Raw genomic sequence first — 17,429 nt, 5'->3', positions numbered from 1 at the left:
TCAGCCCGGCGGGAGAGCTCTCCACCGGGCCAAAAGAACAACGCTCTCGGGGAAGCAACGACGGAGGCAAGGTCGGCCACGGCGGAACGCCGCAGCAGGGTGGTCTCGGAAACGACCCGGACGCCCTCGAGCTCGACAAGGGGCGATCATGCCAGACGCTCAGCCCATTTGCAACTCCGGCAAGGTCCGGGCGATCAGCGCCCGGGCGTTCTCGTCCCGCTCGGCCAATCCCACGATCGCCGCCAGGCCCGAGCGGAACTCCGGCCCGCGCACGGAGCGGAGCGCGACGGCCAGGATCGGCAGCAAGGCCGGCAGGTCCTCCGGCCGGGCCTCGGCGCGGCGGACCAACTGGCGGACGGCCAGCGGCTTCGCCCGATGCCCGCGTTCGACGTTGAGCAGAACCGACGCCCAGAGCAGGCGGAGCAGCTCCGGGTTCAGGTCGCCGCGCTCGACGCGGAAGGGGTCGGTCCCGCGGGCCCGCGCCTCCAGCTCGGTCACCAGCTTGAGGCGGACGTCGTCGTAGGGGGACTCCATCAGCTTCCGCCAGGTCGGCACGTCGTCGCGCACTCTCGGCTCGTCGAGGAACCAACGCCAGCCTTCGGCGCGAGCGTCGTCGTGACGGCTGTCGAGCCAGGCGACGATCCACGACGGATCGAACCGCCCCGATTCCGCCAGCGCCTGCCGCGCCCAGGCGAGCAACTCGGGCCGCATCGGCTCACACTCCGCCTCGACCAGCCCCAGCAACGCCTGGCATTCGGCCTCGTCGCGCGGGGGCTTCGCCGTGAGCCATCGCAGGCCGAGCCTGGCCAGGGGCAGAGGACGCATCCTCGCCAGCCGGACGGCCCGATCGGTCGCGACCGCTTCGGCCGGCACGTACTTGCCGACCAGCTCGGTCAGCAGCGGCAAGGCGGCCGGCGCGGCGCTCTCCAGCAAGGAGAGCCAGTGCTCAACAGGCTGATTCGCCAGGTCGGGATGATCGCGCAGGAGGTCGGCGGCGAGTTCGACGACCTCGGGCTCGTCGAACTCAAGCAGCCCCAGGAGTTCCTCCACAGGGAAGACGGGGAGGATCGCCGATGGGTTGCGTCGGGCCATCCGGACGGCCCAGCCGCGGACGGCCCGGCACCGCGACCGGGTGATCACCTCGACGATCGCCCGGGGCGAGGCCTGCCAGAGCTTCGCGAACATCGGGGCCGGTTCCAGTTCCGCCAGTGACTTCCCCGGCGCGAGCCGCCAGCCCCGGTCGTCGTCGACGAGCACGGGACTGTGATGAAAGAGAATGTGGACCAGCCCCCAGTTGTCGATCAGCGCGAGCCCCGTCGCCACGTCCTCGTCTCGATACCGAAGCAGGGCCTCCTTGACAGCCGGGACGTAGCGCTCGGGGGCGAGTCGGCCGAGCCGCCGGAAGTATCGCCAGGCGCGCCGGCGGAGGTAGTGGCGGGTGGCGACCGAGAAGAGCCGCCACTGGGCGAAGTCCTTTCGGCGGCGTGCGGGGATCTCGCCGCCGTCGCGGAAGTTGGGAGGGTGGAGGCGCAGGCGGTAGACCCAGTCCGGGACCTTGAACTTCTGGGTCCTCCGCGTCACCGGATCCCAATCCCAGGCGTCGCGAGGCGCGCCGCGGGGCATGTCCGTCCCGTGGGGAGTTGCGACGGCCCCCGGCTCGGCCCAATGGGAGTAAACGTGATGACGCCCTTGCCAGTCGGCCCAGGAATTGACTCGATCAGCACCCGCGGCGGCCCAGGAGGCGAGCAGCGCCCGGGCCTCCTCCTCGGTCGCCACGTCGCGCTGTTCGAACCGCCAACGGGTGCGACGGACGCGGCGGATCGAACGGTCGAAGGCAACGAGAAAGGCGGCCGTCAGAACGTCGTCCTGCTTCGCCTCGGCCCGCTTGAACGCTCGCTTGACCAGGGCCTCGTGGCGATAGCTATTCAGCGGCCGGTCGAGGTAGTCGAGCAGCATCGCCCGGGCCTCGGGCCGATGGTCGTCGACCCACCGCCCGGCGAAGGAGCCCAGAGCGTCGGCGTCGTCGATCCGACGGACCGCGTCGACGAACGCCGGATCGCCGCGCTCGAACAGCTCCTCGGCGACCAACCAATCCCCCGACCCGGCCATGCGAACCTCCTCCCGCCTCGGACGACGCCATGCATCACAATGACGAGGGTTCGGGGCCTGGGTCAACCACCTGGGGCCGTCCGCGCGGCGCGGGGCGTCGGGCCTCGCGATCTCACCGCGACAGGGCTTCCAGCTTCCGTCGCAATTCCGCGAGCCCCCCCTGCACCGACGGATCTCCGATCCGGTTGGTCAACTCGTACGGGTCGGCCGCCAGGTCGTACAGTTCGTCGGCGTCGGGAACGTCGAGGTAATGGATGTACTTCCATCGATCGGTCCGGACGGCCTTGTAACCCAGGCCGGCGGCGCGGGGGAAGACCTTGTCCGAACTGTGCTCGATCAGGAAGGCGTCGCGCGGCGGCATCGCCTGGCCGCGGAGGACGGGGGCGAACGAGACGCCCTGCACGTCGGCGGGGCTCGCCGCGCCGGCGAGGTCCAGCAGCGTCGGGGCGAGGTCGATCGTCAGCACCGTGCGGTCGATCGTCGTCCCGGGCTTGACCAGGGACGGGAACCGCAGGAACAGCGGAATCCGGATCGCTTCCTCATACGCCAGCCGACGTTCCACGCTCAGGCCGTGCTCGCCGTAGAAGTAGCCATGATCGCTGGTCACGATGAAGACCGTCCCGTCGAGCCTCCCCGCGGCGCGGAGCGTCTCCAGCATCCGGCCGACGCTCTCGTCGATGGAGGCCAGCATCCGCTGACGGTCGCGAATGGCCTCGTCGGTCGTGCCGGTCGCCTCGGAGAGGGGCGGCAGGCCGGGAATCGGGCGCTTGAGGGCCGGCTTGCCGACGAGTGGGTCCTTCACGTTCGGGCGACGCGGGACGGCTGCATCGGCGTAAAGGGTCTTGTGGCGATCGGCCGGGATGTACGTGCTGGCGTTGGGGTCGGAGAGCGTGCCGTCGGCGGCCTGGGCGGTCTCCGGATGCAGGCCCTTCTCGGCGACGTACAGCAGGAACGGCGAGGGCTCGGCGCTGGCCTTCTTCAGGAACTTCTGGACGTAGCCGTCGAGGACGTCGGTGACGTAGCCCTTCTCCTGAATCGTGCGGCCGTCGACGTCCATCTCGGGGTCGAAGCTGGTCCCCTGCCCTTTCAGGCAGACCCATGAGTCGAAGCCCGGCCGGCGCGAGGGGTCGTTCCCCATGTGCCACTTGCCGACGAACCCCGTGGCGTAGCCGGCATCGTGCAGCAGCTTCGGGAACGTCGTCAGCCGGTGGCTGAGCGGGCTCCGTTCGGTGTTGTCGACGATCCCATGCGCGTGGGGGTACTTCCCCGTCATGATGCTCGCGCGGCTGGGCGAGCAGAGCGGGGTCGTTGCGAAGGCGTTGCGGAAGAGGGCTCCCTCGGCGGCGACGCGGTCGATGTTGGGCGTCTTCGCGAACGGGTGGCCGACGGCGCCGAGTTCGTCCCAGCGGAGGTCGTCCACGACGATCACGACCACGTCCGGCCGCTTCGTCTCGGCGGCCGTGGCGACGCCGGTCAGAGCGGCGAACGCCAGGGCTGCAAGGATGGCGAGGCGCATCATCGCCGGTCGGTCTCCTGATCGGTCGCGGCGGCCTTGGGAGGGTCGAGCCGTTTCACGCGGACGTCGCGGAAACGGACCGTGTTGCCGTCCTTCCAGATGATCAGGTTGGGGACGTTGGGGTGGACCTGAAAGGCGATCCGGCCCGTAGTGGGGGCGCCTTCACAGGTCTTCTCGGTGTGCTGAAAGTCGGTGACGAGCTTGCCGTTCAGCCAGAACCGGATGCGCGGGGGCTGGTTCTCAACGCGGACCTCGACGTCGTTCCACTCTCCCTGCTTGAACGCCTTGATCCCCTCCGGGCAGGCGTGGACGCGACCCTGAGCCCAGGGGACGTAGATCGACCCGAACTGCCCCTTGGGCCGATTGTCCAGGGTGATCTGCTGGCTGCGACCCATCTCGTTCATCCGAATGAACACGCCGGTGTCGGTGGGTTCGTCCATCTGGAGTTGGAAACGAAGGATGAAGTCTTGATATTCGCCGTCGGTCATCAGAAAGCCGCCGCAATGGTCGGGCCCCTGGTCGCCGACGAGCAGGCCGTCCTTGACGAAGAACTTGCAGCCGACGTGCGGCGCGGGCGTCTTCGTCTGGTGGCTCCAGCCTGAGAGATCCTTGCCGTTGAAGAGCGAGACGAACCCTTCCTCCGCCTCGGCCGGCGGGTCGGCGATCGCCAGCGAGGGAGCCAAAACCAACGCCGCGCAGGCGGCAAAACGACGGATGCGGCGGAACGTCACGGCCTCGATCCTCCCCTCGTCCTCGACGATGAAGTCATGAAAATCCATGCGACCTTACGAGGGTGGCGGCGAGATGAAGGGAAGGCAAGAACATTCTCGCTAATATTAAAACATGCAAAGAATTCACCCCGAAACCGCTAAGCCTTCCCGCGTGAATAACAGCCTTCGTTCCATTCGGACCACCGGCGAACGATGAAAAATCCGAAAGAATTCAACTTTCATGAAAATCGCCTGGAATTCCCTGATCGAACGGCTTAGAGTCCTGCGCAACGACATCCAAGTTGCTCGCATGGTTTCGGCCGGGCATGGTAGCGCGGGGCGCGGCGACGCCGTTGGTGCGTTTCCGATCCGTTTTCCACGTCGTCCAGGCCCGCCGGCCTCTCCTCTCTCGGCCGGTCCGACCTTCCCCGCTGCGTTCGCGATCCCCTCCACCCCCCAGAGAGGTTCTCCGTGCGCGTGAACCGACCGCTCCTGTGCGTCCTGTTGCTGCCGGCGCTGGTTCTTGCCGGATGCGGCGCCGAGGCCGACTACCCGCGGGAGCCGTTCTCGGGGACCGTCACCATCGACGGCAAGCCGCTGGCCAAGGGGCACGTCGTCTTCGAGCCCAAGGATCAGGGAGTTCCGACGCAGAGCGGCGGCGAGGTCGTCGACGGCAAGTTCGACGTTCCGCAAGAGGCGGGCGCGATGGCGGGAACCTACTCGGTGCTCGTCTTCGCCGACGACGCCCCGCTCCCGGTCGGCGTCCAGCCGGGGACCGTCGAGGCCGACGCCGCCATCCGCAAGGCGGCCAAGACGGTCGTGAAGGTCCCTCGGCAGTTCAACATCAACACCACCCTGTCGGCCGAGGTCAAGGCCGGCGGCCCAAACGCCTTCAGCTTCGATCTGACCTCGAAACCGGCCGGAAAGTAGGCCTGCGCAGGCTGCTCTCCGTTGCTCATCCTTCATCCCAACGTCCAAAGGAGCCCGTCCCCATGAGGTCGTCTCGGCGAGCCTTCACGCTGATCGAGCTTCTGGTGGTGATCGCGATCATCGCCGTCTTGATCGCCCTCTTGCTGCCGGCCGTGCAGTCGGCCCGCGAAGCCGCCCGGCGGATCCAGTGCGTCAACAACATGAAGCAACTGGGCCTGGCGCTGCACAACTATCATGACGTCCACAACGTCCTGCCTCCCGGCGGCCGTCAGTGCTGCTACGGCACCTGGGCTCAGTTCATGCTCCCCCACATGGAGCAGACGGCCGCCTACAACGCATTCAACTTCAACAGCGGCGCCGCGGGGCTGACCTACTCCAACCCGATGAACTGGACGTTCATGGCCATCCGTCTGAACGTCTTCACCTGCCCCAGCGACTTCCCCAACGCGCCGACGGTGACCCAGAATACGCCGATGCAGAATTACAACTACGCGGCGAATTACGGCAACACCGTGTACGGCCAACACATCTTCTCGACGGTCGAATTCGGCGGCGCCCCGTTCGGCAACATCCAGCCCGACACGGCCCGGCCGACCATGACCTGCGTCGGCTTCTCTGGCATTCCCGACGGCCTCTCCGGCACGATCCTGCTCAGCGAGATCATCGAGGGCCAGGGGAACGACCTGCGGGGTCGGATCTTCGGCTACGCGGACGGCGGCGCCTTCACGGCCTGGCTCACCCCCAACAGCCGGATCCCCGACGTCATGCCCGCCGGCACCTGCGTCAACACCGCGACCAACGGCCTGAATCCCCCCTGCACGACGGCCAACGCCACCGGCCCGACCGACAACCCCCGCTACCTCGCCTCGCGCAGCCGACATCCGGGCGGCGTGAACTCGGTCATGGGCGACGGCTCGGTCCGTTTCCACAAGAACTCGGTCGCCGTCCAGATCTGGCGGTCCGTCGCCACGACCAAGGGGGGCGAGATCGTCTCGGCCGACGCCCTTTGATCTCGGCTCTGTTCGCGCAGAGCGCAAGCGTGGACCCAGGGCGGATGGCCCTGGGTCTTCTCGCCTTCATTCGGCCGCCTCGGGAGAGACGCCGAATCGTCGACGGCCTCTCGGCCGATTCGCGCCGGATCAGTCGGTCGCGCACTTCCCCATGCAGCAATTCTGGCTGCCGCAGCCGGCGACAGGGATTGGAGTGTAGCCGAGGCCGCCGTTGGGGGTGGAGGCCGGGACGCTGAACTGCTTGGCGACTTCTCGATTGCCGCACCTGGGGCAGACGGGGGCGTCGTTCGCGTTGCGGATCAGGGCTTCAAAGTCGTGGTCGCAGGGTTCACAGCGGTATTCGTAGATCGGCACAGCACGGTCTCCAGGGGTCGGGCCGCTTCCGCGACGGGGGCGGCCTTTGTATTTTCGAACCCTGCCGGAACCCTGTCAACGGAGCCCGAGTCATGCCCCCCCGCCCCGCTTGCCGCCCGCTGTCGCGCGAGGAGGTCCGCAGCCTCGACGTGCTGGCGGCCGACGAGTTCGGTCTGCCGACGCTCGTCCTGATGGAGAACGCCGGCCGGGGCGCGGCCGAACTGCTGGCGAAACTCGCCGACGGTGCGACGCCTCGGGTGGTGATCGCCTGCGGACCGGGCAACAACGGCGGCGACGGCGGCGTGGTCGCGCGGCATCTCGACGCCTGGGGATGGCCGGTCGCCGTCGCCTGGCTGACCGACCCGGCGAAGCTTCACGGCGACGCCCAGGTCCAGCGCGAGATCGTCGACCGCTCCGACATTCCCCAGACGACTCCGGGAGCCGACGATCTCGACGCCCTCCTCGCCGGGGCCGACTGGATCGTCGACGGTCTGCTGGGGACGGGCCTGACTCGTCCCGTGGAAGGGCCGCTCCGGACCGCGATCGAAGCGCTGAACCGATCGGGCCGACCGATCCTGGCGCTCGATCTCCCCTCGGGTCTGGATGCGGATTCGGGTCGCCCTCTGGGCGTCGCCGTCCGCGCCCAGGCCACCGCAACATTCGCCGCCCGCAAGCTCGGCTTCGACGCCCCCGGCGCGTCGGAATACACCGGCGGCGTCACGGTCGTCGACATCGGCCTGCCGGGGAAGCTGATTCGGAGGTTTGCGTGATGAATTACGCATGCGGATCGGGTCATAACGGCCTTCCCCCCTCGCGGGGGAAGGTGGCCGCAAAGCGGCCGGATGAGGGGGGATCGGTACCGCATGAGAAGCGATCGGCCGGGCGTGCACCCGCCGCTGGTCGCCCCCTCATCCGGCCCTTCGGGCCACCTTCCCCCGCGAGGGGGGAAGGCCGTTATGGTCGGTTCGTTCTTGCCGTAACGTTCCTGCTCTTCTCAACCGCCCTCCGCGCTCAGGACGCGCCGCCGCCGAAGATCGCGCCCTTCTTCCAACCCCCGGCGGAGTTCGCCGACCTGGGGTCGTATCGTTCTCCGTTGATGTTCGCTGACGGCCGGGTCGCGAAGACGCCGGAGGAGTGGGCCCAGCGCAGGAAGGAGATCCTCGACGACTGGCGGGGGCGGATCGGCGGCCGGCCGTTGATCGAGCGGCCCAAGTTCGAGGTGCTCGGCGAGGAGCGTCGGGGGACGTTCCTCCAGCGCAAGGTGAACGTGGAGGTCGCCTTCGACCGGATTACGCCCGGCTACCTGCTCATCCCCGACGGCCCCGGCCCGCATCCCGCCGTGCTCGTCGTCTTCTATGAGCCCGAAACGGCCGTCGGCCTGGGGAACAAGCCGCAACGCGACTTCGCCCGCCGATTGGCCGAGCGTGGGTTTGCGTGTCTCTCGATCGGGTTCGACCCGCGCATCCTGGACCCCTCGAAGTGGGATCCGCCGATGCAGCCGCTCGCCTACCTGGCGCACGTCGCATCGAACGCGCTCACGGCCATGCAGAATCTCCCCGAGATCGACCCAAAGCGGATCGGCGTGATGGGGCACTCGTACGGCGGCAAGTGGGCGATGTTCGCGGCCTGCCTCGACGATCGGTTCGCCTGCGGCGTTTGGTCCGATCCCGGGGTCGCCTTCGATGAGCCGCGGCGGAACGTCAACTACTGGGAGCCCTGGTACCTCGGCTGGGAGCCGGGAACGAAGCGCAAGCCGGGCCTGATCACGCCCGAGAATCCTCGAACCGGCGCCTACAAGCAGATGATCGCCGACGGCCGCGACCTCCACGAGTTTCAGGCCCTGATGCCCCCCCGGCCGTTCCTGGTCTCCGGCGGCGCCGAGGACCAGCCCGAACGCTGGCGGCCGTTGAACCACGTCCGCGCCGTCGACGCCCTGCTGGGCGTTCAGAAGGGCGTGGCCATGACGAACCGCCCGGCGCACGACCCGAACGAGGAGTCCAACGCCCAGATCGAGGCGTTCCTGGAGTACGTCCTCAAGCCGTAGCCGCGGTAAGGCGAGAATCTGGATCTGGAAAAGAAGCAGGCCGCTTTCCTCCGCCGGAGGGAAGCGGCCTGCAGGAATGAGGCGTCGACGCCTGGACCGAGTCGGCGAGGGCGGACCCTCGGCCGGGTGGGTTGGTCAGTAGGCGTCAGCGCTGAGGACTTCGCCCGACGCCTTGGTGCCGAGGGCGGACCAACTCTGCCAACTGATGCTGTCCTTGATGAACTTGACCGAGCCGTCCAGCATGGAGACGTTCACACCGCCGGAGTGGTTGGAACTGGCCGTGATGATGGAGTCAACCGCGACGGGGCTGGTGCCTGTCCCGTAAAAGCAGGACTTCTGATTCGGAGGCATGATGTGGTGGTAAGCGCCGCCACGACCACCGTCGTGCTCGATCCACCGCTCGCCCTTGTAGTCCCAGATCATCGTCAGGCCTTTGGCCCGGCAGTCCTGATACTGGAGGAAGTTCGGGTTCACCTGGCCGGCGAAGGCTTGCTGGCCGGAGGTGCCGTTGTAGATGACGCCGACGCCGTTCTTGGTGGACGAGGAGATCGAGCGGCCGCTTCCCTTGAGGACCTCGCTAAAAATCGCGGTGTTGCTGGTGCCGTCGGTCACTGAGGCGAGCGTCACGACGCGTTTGAGGTTCGCGTCGACCCCCAGGAACCAGGCTGGCCCGTCGCACTCCCATCCATTGAGGAAGCGATTGAGCCCGCAGTTGTTGGCATAGTTCGATCCGGCGCCGTAAGCGCCCGCGTTGCCGACCGCCATGTCCGACGGGCAGAGGAACGTGGAGATCGCCACGGATGCGGCCGTCAGGTTGATGTCCGAGCCGTCATTGTTGATGTAGGCGGCGAAGTTGAAGTTGATGGCGTTGTAGGCCGGGGTCTGCTCCATGAACGGGAGGAGTTTAGACTTCATCGAGAAATTCAGCGCGGGGCGGTTCTGAACCGGATCATTGGGCGTGTTGTATGCGCCCGAAGGAGGGATGCAGCCGTTCGTGTCATGGTAATTCTGGATCGAGAGGGCAAGTTGCTTCAGGTTGTTGACGCACTGCGAACGCCGAGCGGCCTCGCGAGCCGATTGCACGGCGGGCAGCAGAAGAGCGATGAGCACAGCGATGATGGCGATGACCACCAGCAGCTCAATAAGAGTGAAACCGCGACGCGACTTCATCTGGAGAGTCTCCATGTGCTGTGGAAAGCGGATTTCGCAAGACGTACAAGCGCCCGTCCCACGTGGGGTGGGCGAAGAATGACCAGGCGAAACGAAGAGGTGGAAGCCGAATCAGGGCCGGCGGACATCGACGGCGTTCGGCACCTCAGGAGGGGTCAGCGATCAAAAGCGGGGGGGCGACTGGGGGGAGCGTTCGTCCGGGCGGATGAAAAAAGTAACGACTTCTTGCTCGCGTCTGGGCTCGCTCTCGGGAGCGACCCTCATCTGTAATCGCTGATCACTTGCGCTTCTTTGCTTCCTCGGCCTCGTGTTTGACTTGCCTTTGATACTCCTCATTCGGTGAGAGCTGAGGTTCGGTGGACGGCTTGCCGGCCGGACCGATCCCGCCTTCAGCCAGATCGGTGGCGTCTCGAGCATCGGTGCACCCGACCACGCCAGCGGCGCATAACGAAGCTCCGATCAATGCGAAGCGACGACGAGTTAGCATGACGGACTTTCTACGACTGGGGGAAGTCCAGGACCTGCTCTTGCGCACGCCCCTCCCCGCCGAAGCGTGGGTCCTTCCAATACGATAAGTGCACGACTTATCAGAGCAGGCAGGTTGAACGTTGAAACGTCATCTGACAGTAGACACCACCATTTTTCACAATCAATGGGTGCGATATCTGAATCGATCGATCCATGGCGCGAAATCGGTTGGCGCAAGATCGTTTTTCGACCACCACGACGTAACGGCGGTCTTCTTGCAAGTCCAATACGACGCCACAGCTTACGTACTGAATGGATCGGCACGAGCGGACCGCCGATTTCACTCGAAACCGACATTCCCGAAAAAACGACGCATAAAGAAAAATTCTTCTTCGGCGCTCGCCGATGGAGGGGACGGCGAACGACGTTTCCGGCCTTGGGGATTCGCATCGCCTCGCTTTCCGGCAAGAATGAAGGGGCGGCCTCGATCCACCCGCCGCTCGGGGCGAGGTCGCGGAGGCTCAAGCGCGCGAGAATCCCAGACGACGACGTCTCCGAATCCGATCAACGGAGAGGGGAGGAACCGATGAGCGCGGAGGCGACGGTTCGATTCACGGTCAACAACCGCGAACAGGTGGTGTCGACCGACCCCGAGCGGATGCTGCTGGAGGTTCTCCGCGAGGATCTCGGCCTGCTCGGAACCAAGTACGGCTGCGGCGAGGGCCAGTGCGGAGCCTGCTCCGTGCTGGTGGACGGCCGGCGGATGAACGCCTGCCGCACGGCCGTCTCCAAGGTCCAGGGGAAGCAGGTCGTCACCATCGAGGGGCTCGCGAAAGGGGATCAACTCCATCCCGTCCAGCAGGCCTTCCTGGAACTCGCCGCGTACCAGTGCGGCTTCTGCACCGCGGGGATGATCCTCTGCGCCGCGGCCCTGCTGGAAGCCAACCCAACGCCCTCCGAGGCCGAGATCGTCGCCGGGATGGATCGAAACATCTGCCGGTGTTGCAGCTATCCCAAGATCGTCCGCGCCGTGAAACGAGCCGCCGAGCTGGCTGGGGGAGGCGTGCGATGAAAGCCCAGAACGACTGGAAGGCCGAGGCGCTTCGCACCGCCGGGGTCTCCGCCGACTACGACGAGCCGGTGGACCTCGTCCCGTACCGCTTCGACCTCGACGACGACGGCTCGACCATCGGGCCGAATCGGCGCGACGCGATGAAGGTCCTCGGCGCAGGGCTGCTGATCGCCGTCGCGGCCGACGCGGCCCCGCCGAAGGCGAACGCCCAGCAGCCGGCCCCCCGGCGGCGGGGAGGCGGGGCGTTCGGACGAGGGGCGGCCAGCGTGGCGGCTCGGCTGCACATCGGCGAGGACGGCGCGCTCACGGTGCTCACGGGGAAGGTCGAGTGCGGCCAGGGCGCCCGCGTCGAGCTGGCCCAGGCCGCCGCCGAGGAGCTGCGCGTCCCCTTTGATCGGGTCCGCCTCGTCATGGGCGACACCGGCGCCGTCCCCGACGACGGCGGCACTTACGGCAGCCTCTCCACCCCGGCGACCGTCCCGGCCGTCCGCATCGGCTGCGCCGTCGCTCGCAACCTGCTCGCCGAGACCGCCGCTCGACGCTGGGGATTCGATTCCAGCTCGGTCGTCGTGGCGGAAGGTTTGGCGCGGAGCGCGAAGAAGGAGGGCGAAAGCCTCTCTTACGCCGAACTCGCCCGTGACCCGGAGGCCCTCCGCCTGATGGGGGGAGCCTTGCCGCAGGGCGTCGGCCTTACGCCGGTCGCGGACTGGAAGACGATGGGAACGCCCATCCTCAAGCCGACCGGCCGAAACATCGTCACTGGCAAGCATGAATATCCGTCGGACGTCGTCCGGCCGGGGATGCTCCACGGCAAGATCCTGCGAGCCCCTCGCTACGGGGCTCCGCTCAAGTCGGTGGACCTCGGCCCGGCGCAGGCGATGCCGGTGGTGGTGGTGGTCCAGGACGGCGACTTCGTCGGCGTCGCCGCGCCGACCTCGGCCCGAGCCCGCGAGGCGCTCGCCGCCGTCGCGAAGACCGCCGATTGGGGAGAAGCCCCGCCCCGGCCGAGTTCGGATGATCTCTTCAAACACCTTCGCGAGCACGCCCAGGGGGGTCTGCCGTCGAAGCCGATCTTCGAGGAGGGGGCGAAGGGCCTGCGGGCGTCTTACGAGGTGGCCTACGTCCAGCACTGTCCGATGGAGCCCCGCGCGGCGGTCGCCGAGTGGGCCGACGGCAAGCTGACGGCCTGGGTCGGCACGCAGGTCCCGTTCAACGTCCGGGGCGAGGTCGCCCGCGCCTTCGGTCTCACGGACGATCGCGTGCGGGTGATCGTTCCGGATTTCGGCGGCGGGTTCGGCGGCAAGCACTCGGGCGAATACGCCGTTGAGGCCGCCCGGTTGGCGAAGGCCGCCGATCGCCCCGTGCGCGTGGTCTGGACTCGCGAGGAGGAATTCGCCTGGGCCCAGTTCCGCCCGGCCGCGGCCATCGAGATGGAGGCGTCCCTCGGCGCGGACGGCTCGATCACGGCCTGGCGGCATCTGAATGTGAACTCCGGCCCCGGCGCGTTGCAGCCTCCTTATCGCGTGGGGAAGTCGGACTGCCGGTTCATCCAGTCGGTGCCGCCGCTGCGGCACGGGTCGTACCGGGCGCTGGCGAGCACGGCGAACACGTTCGCCCGCGAGGCGTTCGTCGACGAACTCGCAACGCTGGCGGGTCGCGAGCCGCTGGAGTTTCGCCTGGCCCTGCTCGCCGAGCCTCGCGTGCGGGCCGTGCTGTCGGAGGCGGCCTCGCGGTTCGGCTGGGAGGCGCGGTCGAAGGCCCGCGAGCCGAACAAGGGGGTGGGGCTGGCCTGCGGGATGGACAAGGGGGGCTTCGTCGCCGCCTGCGTCGCCGTGACGGTCGACCCTTCCGACGGCTCGGTCGTCGTCGACGAGGTCTGCCAGGTCTTCGACTGCGGCAAGGTCGTTAACCCGGAGAACCTCAAGACCCAGGTGGAGGGGGCCGTGGTGATGGGCCTTGGCCCGGCGCTCCGGGAGGCGATGGCGTTCACCGACGGCATGGTGACGAACGGGTCGTTCCGCGACTACCGCGTTCCCCGGTTCGCCGACCTGCCGAAGCTGGAGGTCCACCTGCTGGACCGGCCCGACCAGCCGCCCGCGGGCGCCGGTGAGACGCCAATCATCGCCGTGGCTCCGGCGATCGCCAACGCGGTCGCCGCCGCCACGGGGAAGCGCGTCCGGTCGATGCCGGTCCGTCCGGCCTGACTCTCGTCAGGCTGCCGCCACGCTCCGGCGGAGGATCGGGGCGTTGCGGTAACGGGCCAGTCGCTCGGAGAAGTTCGGCACCTCAACGCACTGGGCGTCGAACTGTTCGAGAGCCAGGTCGTAGACGGCCTGGTCGCACGAGTTCGCCGCCCGGATCCGCGCGACGAGCCGAGCGTCCAGATCCTCGGCGTGGATGCGTCCCGGGGCCGGCTCCGTCGTGTTGCGGGGCGGGACGTAATACGGCAGTCGCCAGCCGAATCGCCAGGCGAAGAGAACCACCGACTCGTCGAACCGCTCCACCAGGCCCACCGCGTCGAAGTTCCGCTGCAGGCGGTCGAGAGCCAGCCGCTCCGTCAAAACCGAGGCCAGGCCCGCCCCCACGAGGAAGTACGACTGAGCGTTCCGGGCCCAGATGTGATCCAGGAAACCTTCCAACGTCGGATGCTGGTCGATCAGCCGTTGGTGGATCGGGTGGGTCGAACCGATCATGTAATTGTAGTGCGAGACCACCCGTCGGACCGGGTCGCGCAGGAAGACGCCGTGCTCGACTCGGGGGGCCAGAAAGCGAGCCAACTCAGGCTGCTCGTGGACCCCATACATGAAATGGCCGATGACCGCCCGCTGCATCGGGTGGTTGACTGGGAAGCCCGCAATCGTCGCCTTCACCCCTTCCCAGTCGGGATACGTCGCGCAGAACTCGCCGGCCTTGTACTCGTTCTCCACGAGAGAAAACAAGGAGGTCCCCGCGGTCTTCGGGATGTGCATCAAGAGGATGGAACGAAGGGCCGGGGCGGACTCCGAGGCCTCCAGCGGCGAGGCGGACGTCGTCATGGATTAGGCTCCATCCTGAAAGCGGTCGCATCATGCGAACCGTTTGAGCGAGGCGTTTCTCAAGGCGGCGGGAGAGCGCCGGGCGATCGGGTCGTTGTGAGGCGATCGCGAGACCGTAAGAAAACCGCGCGCCGATTGAGGGATTTTTTTGACATCGGCGTTTCCGCTCGACATCTGCATTAAAGTGACTTCACAAACACGGGTTTGTGTCGCCCGCGAGAGCCCCCCTCCGAATAAACAGGCCCTTTGAGTCGTCCCCTGGGATAGGATGGGAACGGGTGGATCGTGGACCTCTTCGGCCGAATCCGAACTCCCGCTTCCCCCGCAGCCTGGAGGCGTCGCAGCATGATCGCCGCGTGGATGCTGGTTGGAATCCTGGGGGTCTTCGCTCCAGACGACGCCCCGAAGCCCTCCGACGCCGATCTAGCCGCCTACGAGGCGGCCGTCGCCGCCGCCGGCCGCGACCCCGAGTCCCAGGTGAAGCTGGCCCTCTGGTGCGAGGCCCACGGCATGCCCGCCGAACGCCTCAAGCACCTGACGCGGGCCGTCCTCCTCGACCCCAATAACGCCAAGGCTCGCGGCCTGCTGGGGCAGGTCCAACGCGACGGCAAGTGGATGCGCGCCGACGACGTGGCCAAGGCCGTGGAGGCGGCCCCCGATCAGCAGGCCCTTCAGCGCGAGTATCTCGACCGCCGCGCCCGGACCCGCGACGACGCCGACGGCCATTATAAGCTGGCCCTCTGGTGCGAAGCCCGCAGCCTGACCGAGCCCATGATCGCCCATCTTCACAGGACCCTTCAACTCGACCCAAATCGCGAGGGCGCACTCCGTCGCCTGGGCTTCAAAAAGATCGGCGGCCGCTGGGTGAACGTCGAGGCCGAGAACGCCTTCAAAGCCGCTCGCGAGGCCCAGGAGAAGGCCGACCGCGAGTGGAAGCCCAAACTGGAGAAGCTGCGCACGGCTCTAACGGCTCGCGACTCCGCCAAACGGGACCAGGCTCAAGCAGAGCTGGCGGCGATCCGGGACCCTCGCGCCGTCTCCATGATCTTCCAGTTGTTCGCCAAGGGGGGCGACGAATCGCGGCAGAAGACGGCCGTCGACGCCTTCAGCCGGATCGACGGCCCGATGGCCGGCGTCGCGTTGGCGACCCTCGCCGTCTTCAGCCCGCACGGGATCATCCGCACCGACGCCGCCGCCCTGCTCCAGCGCCGGGATCCGCGCGAGTTCGCCGGCTTCCTGGCGGACCTGATCCAGGACGAGGTCAAGTACAAGGTCAAGCCGATCGACGGCCCCGGCGGTCAGGGCGAACTGCTGATCGAGGGGAGAGACGTCGACGTTCGACGGGTCTATCAGACGTTCAACGTGCCGGGGACCTTCCCGGGGGATCAGATCGGCACGGACGCGAACGGCAACGTCGTCGTCAACCGGCCGGTCGGGGCGCCCTATCTGGGCGCGCCTCCGAATGCCGCAACCATCTGGGCGATGGCCTCGGGGAACCCGATCGTGGGGTTTGGATGGCCGAACGGCTTCGGGATCTTTTGGAGCCCTCCGAACAACCCCGCGGCGGCCGTCTCGACTCTGGAGAAGGCGGGAATCCCCTCCGGGCTGAGCAACACGGTCGTAGGCCGAATCCAGCACTCGAACACCACGATGGCGTCGGCCTATGGACTGGCGGCGTATGCCGGCTTCTGGGGCACTGGGCGCTTGCGGCCCGTCTATCAGGACTCGATTCAGATCCCCCTGCAGCAGATGGAGGCCGAGGCCCAGAGGGCGGCGCTGATCTCCCGCCAACAGCTTGCGGCGGACGTGGCTGGGATCGAGGCTCACAACGAGCCGATCCGCCAGATCAACGAGCGGGCCGTGGCCGTGCTTAAGGGGATCAGCGGCCTGGACGTGGGCGCCGACCGGGGCCAGTGGATTAACTGGGTGCTGGACCTCCAGGGCTTCGCAAAGCAGCCGATGAGGGCGGCCACCCCGTCAGCCACGGTGGTCGAGGAAGTAGCGCCCGCCTATCAGCCTCAGGTTGTTGGGTTTCCCGCCACGAACCTCGTCGGCTTCGTCCGCAGCCATTCCTGCTTCGCCGGCGGAACGACGGTCCGAACCCTCCGAGGCGAGCAGCCCATCGAGCAGATCGAGCGCGGGGACCTGGTGCTAACCCAGGATCCGATCACGGGCGCATTGGCCTACAAGGCGGTCGTCGAGGCGTTCCACAATCCGCCGAACGAGCTTTATGCGATCGACATGGGCCGCGACACCGTCCGCGCCACGGGGATCCACCGATTCTGGAAGGCCGGCGAGGGCTGGGTTATGGCTCGCGACCTGAAGGCGGGCGACCGGCTGCGGACGATCGGCGGGACGGTCGAGGTCGTCTCGGTGACGAAGCAGGCCGCGGAGCCGGTCTTCAACCTGATGGTCTCCGGCGGCAACGACTTCTGCGTCGGCTCGCTCGGCCTGCTCGCTCACGACAACAGCCTCGTCGAGCCCGTCGCGCAGCCGTTCGACGGCGTGCCGACCACCCGCGAACTCGCCGCCGCCAAGCCCTGATAGGGAGGTCGTCGCAGCCCACAACTCAATGGCTTTGCAGGAGGCGCGGATTCGGAAGTCCCCTCTCCCCCCGGGAGAGGGTGGCCCGAAGGGCCGGGTGAGGGTCGTCGGACTGTACGCAGAGCCTGAGTTTTTCGGCTCGCCCGATCGTTGCTGTCTCCGAACTCCCAAGACCCTCACCCGCCGCTGCGCGGCCGGTCGTCTGGGGTTGGTTGGCTTTACGTTGATCCTTCGAGGAGTCTGCCATGTTCTCCACGCTCGTGATCGGCCTGGCCGCATTGGCGGCGGCGCCCGACGGATCGACCGACGCCGACCGCTCCGCCTACGAGGCCGCCGTCGCCGCCGCAGGCCGCGACGCCGACGCCCAGGTGAAGCTGGCCCTCTGGTGCGAGGCCCACGGCATGCCCGCCGAACGGCTCAAGCATCTGACGCGCGCCGTCCTCCTCAACCCCGACAACGCCAGGGCC

General features: G+C 67.5%; 13 protein-coding genes and 1 pseudogene. 8 read left to right on the top strand and 6 right to left on the bottom strand.

Features of this window, described 5'->3' with window-relative positions; translation table 11 throughout:
* Positions 1-159: 159 nt before the first annotated feature.
* The 3 genes from G5C50_RS30610 to G5C50_RS30600 form a co-directional block, all read right to left on the bottom strand.
* A complete protein-coding gene (locus G5C50_RS30610; protein ID WP_165075511.1) occupies positions 160-2,109 on the bottom strand; it encodes a hypothetical protein in 1,950 nt (649 codons plus the stop codon).
* A 112-nt stretch (positions 2,110-2,221) separates the two neighbouring features.
* Complete coding sequence (locus G5C50_RS30605) at positions 2,222-3,628, bottom strand: sulfatase-like hydrolase/transferase (RefSeq protein ID WP_165075508.1); 1,407 nt, start codon at positions 3,626-3,628, stop codon at positions 2,222-2,224.
* Positions 3,625-4,404 carry a 3-keto-disaccharide hydrolase gene (locus G5C50_RS30600; protein WP_165075505.1) on the bottom strand — a complete coding sequence of 260 codons (780 nt, stop codon included), beginning with the start codon at positions 4,402-4,404 and terminating at the stop codon, positions 3,625-3,627. The genes G5C50_RS30605 and G5C50_RS30600 overlap by 4 nt, the downstream gene beginning before the upstream one ends.
* Before the next feature lie 402 nt (positions 4,405-4,806).
* On the opposite strand from G5C50_RS30600, the gene G5C50_RS30595 reads away from it, so the two are divergent.
* Together G5C50_RS30595 and G5C50_RS30590 are read left to right on the top strand one after the other, a co-directional pair.
* The gene (locus tag G5C50_RS30595) at positions 4,807-5,265 is read left to right on the top strand and encodes a hypothetical protein (RefSeq protein WP_165075502.1); all 459 of its coding nucleotides are present in this window, start codon (positions 4,807-4,809) and stop codon (positions 5,263-5,265) included.
* Positions 5,266-5,327: 62 nt separating this feature from the next.
* Positions 5,328-6,275, top strand: a complete 948-nt coding sequence (locus G5C50_RS30590; RefSeq protein WP_165075499.1) for a DUF1559 domain-containing protein — start codon at positions 5,328-5,330, stop codon at positions 6,273-6,275.
* 129 nt (positions 6,276-6,404) lie between these two features.
* Here G5C50_RS30590 and G5C50_RS30585 read toward each other — a convergent pair whose 3' ends face one another.
* Positions 6,405-6,629, bottom strand: a complete 225-nt coding sequence (locus G5C50_RS30585) for an FmdB family zinc ribbon protein (RefSeq protein WP_165075497.1) — start codon at positions 6,627-6,629, stop codon at positions 6,405-6,407.
* 92 nt (positions 6,630-6,721) lie between these two features.
* Here G5C50_RS30585 and G5C50_RS30580 point away from each other — a divergent pair, with 92 nt between their 5' ends.
* Together G5C50_RS30580 and G5C50_RS30575 are read left to right on the top strand one after the other, a co-directional pair.
* A complete protein-coding gene (locus G5C50_RS30580) occupies positions 6,722-7,399 on the top strand; it encodes an NAD(P)H-hydrate epimerase (protein ID WP_165075494.1) in 678 nt (225 codons plus the stop codon).
* Positions 7,399-8,673 carry a dienelactone hydrolase family protein gene (locus G5C50_RS30575; protein WP_165075491.1) on the top strand — a complete coding sequence of 425 codons (1,275 nt, stop codon included), beginning with the start codon at positions 7,399-7,401 and terminating at the stop codon, positions 8,671-8,673. The genes G5C50_RS30580 and G5C50_RS30575 overlap by 1 nt, the downstream gene beginning before the upstream one ends.
* 135 nt (positions 8,674-8,808) lie before the next feature.
* On the opposite strand, the gene G5C50_RS30570 is transcribed toward G5C50_RS30575, so the two are convergent.
* Positions 8,809-9,843 carry a DUF1559 domain-containing protein gene (locus G5C50_RS30570; RefSeq protein ID WP_315852344.1) on the bottom strand — a complete coding sequence of 345 codons (1,035 nt, stop codon included), beginning with the start codon at positions 9,841-9,843 and terminating at the stop codon, positions 8,809-8,811.
* A gap of 1,054 nt (positions 9,844-10,897) precedes the next feature.
* Here G5C50_RS30570 and G5C50_RS30565 point away from each other — a divergent pair.
* Positions 10,898-11,383: a (2Fe-2S)-binding protein gene (locus G5C50_RS30565; RefSeq protein ID WP_165075486.1), complete on the top strand. Its 486-nt coding sequence runs from the start codon at positions 10,898-10,900 to the stop codon at positions 11,381-11,383.
* Complete coding sequence (locus G5C50_RS30560; RefSeq protein WP_165075483.1) at positions 11,380-13,587, top strand: xanthine dehydrogenase family protein molybdopterin-binding subunit; 2,208 nt, start codon at positions 11,380-11,382, stop codon at positions 13,585-13,587. The genes G5C50_RS30565 and G5C50_RS30560 overlap by 4 nt, the downstream gene beginning before the upstream one ends.
* Positions 13,588-13,593: 6 nt before the next feature.
* On the opposite strand, the gene G5C50_RS30555 is transcribed toward G5C50_RS30560, so the two are convergent.
* Positions 13,594-14,418, bottom strand: coding sequence for a sulfotransferase family 2 domain-containing protein (locus G5C50_RS30555; protein ID WP_165075480.1), 825 nt, complete (start codon positions 14,416-14,418; stop codon positions 13,594-13,596).
* A gap of 345 nt (positions 14,419-14,763) precedes the next feature.
* Here G5C50_RS30555 and G5C50_RS30550 point away from each other — a divergent pair, with 345 nt between their 5' ends.
* Both G5C50_RS30550 and G5C50_RS30545 read left to right on the top strand, forming a co-directional pair.
* The gene (locus tag G5C50_RS30550) at positions 14,764-16,962 is read left to right on the top strand and encodes a polymorphic toxin-type HINT domain-containing protein (RefSeq protein ID WP_165075477.1); all 2,199 of its coding nucleotides are present in this window, start codon (positions 14,764-14,766) and stop codon (positions 16,960-16,962) included.
* 245 nt (positions 16,963-17,207) lie between these two features.
* Positions 17,208-17,429, top strand: a pseudogene (locus G5C50_RS30545) (polymorphic toxin-type HINT domain-containing protein); the annotation flags it as partial.

The sequence above is a fragment of the Paludisphaera rhizosphaerae genome (assembly GCF_011065895.1).
GTDB lineage: Bacteria > Planctomycetota > Planctomycetia > Isosphaerales > Isosphaeraceae > Paludisphaera > Paludisphaera rhizosphaerae.
The sequence above is the reverse complement of the archived record's forward strand: the minus strand, read 5'-3'. Positions and strand labels throughout refer to the sequence as shown.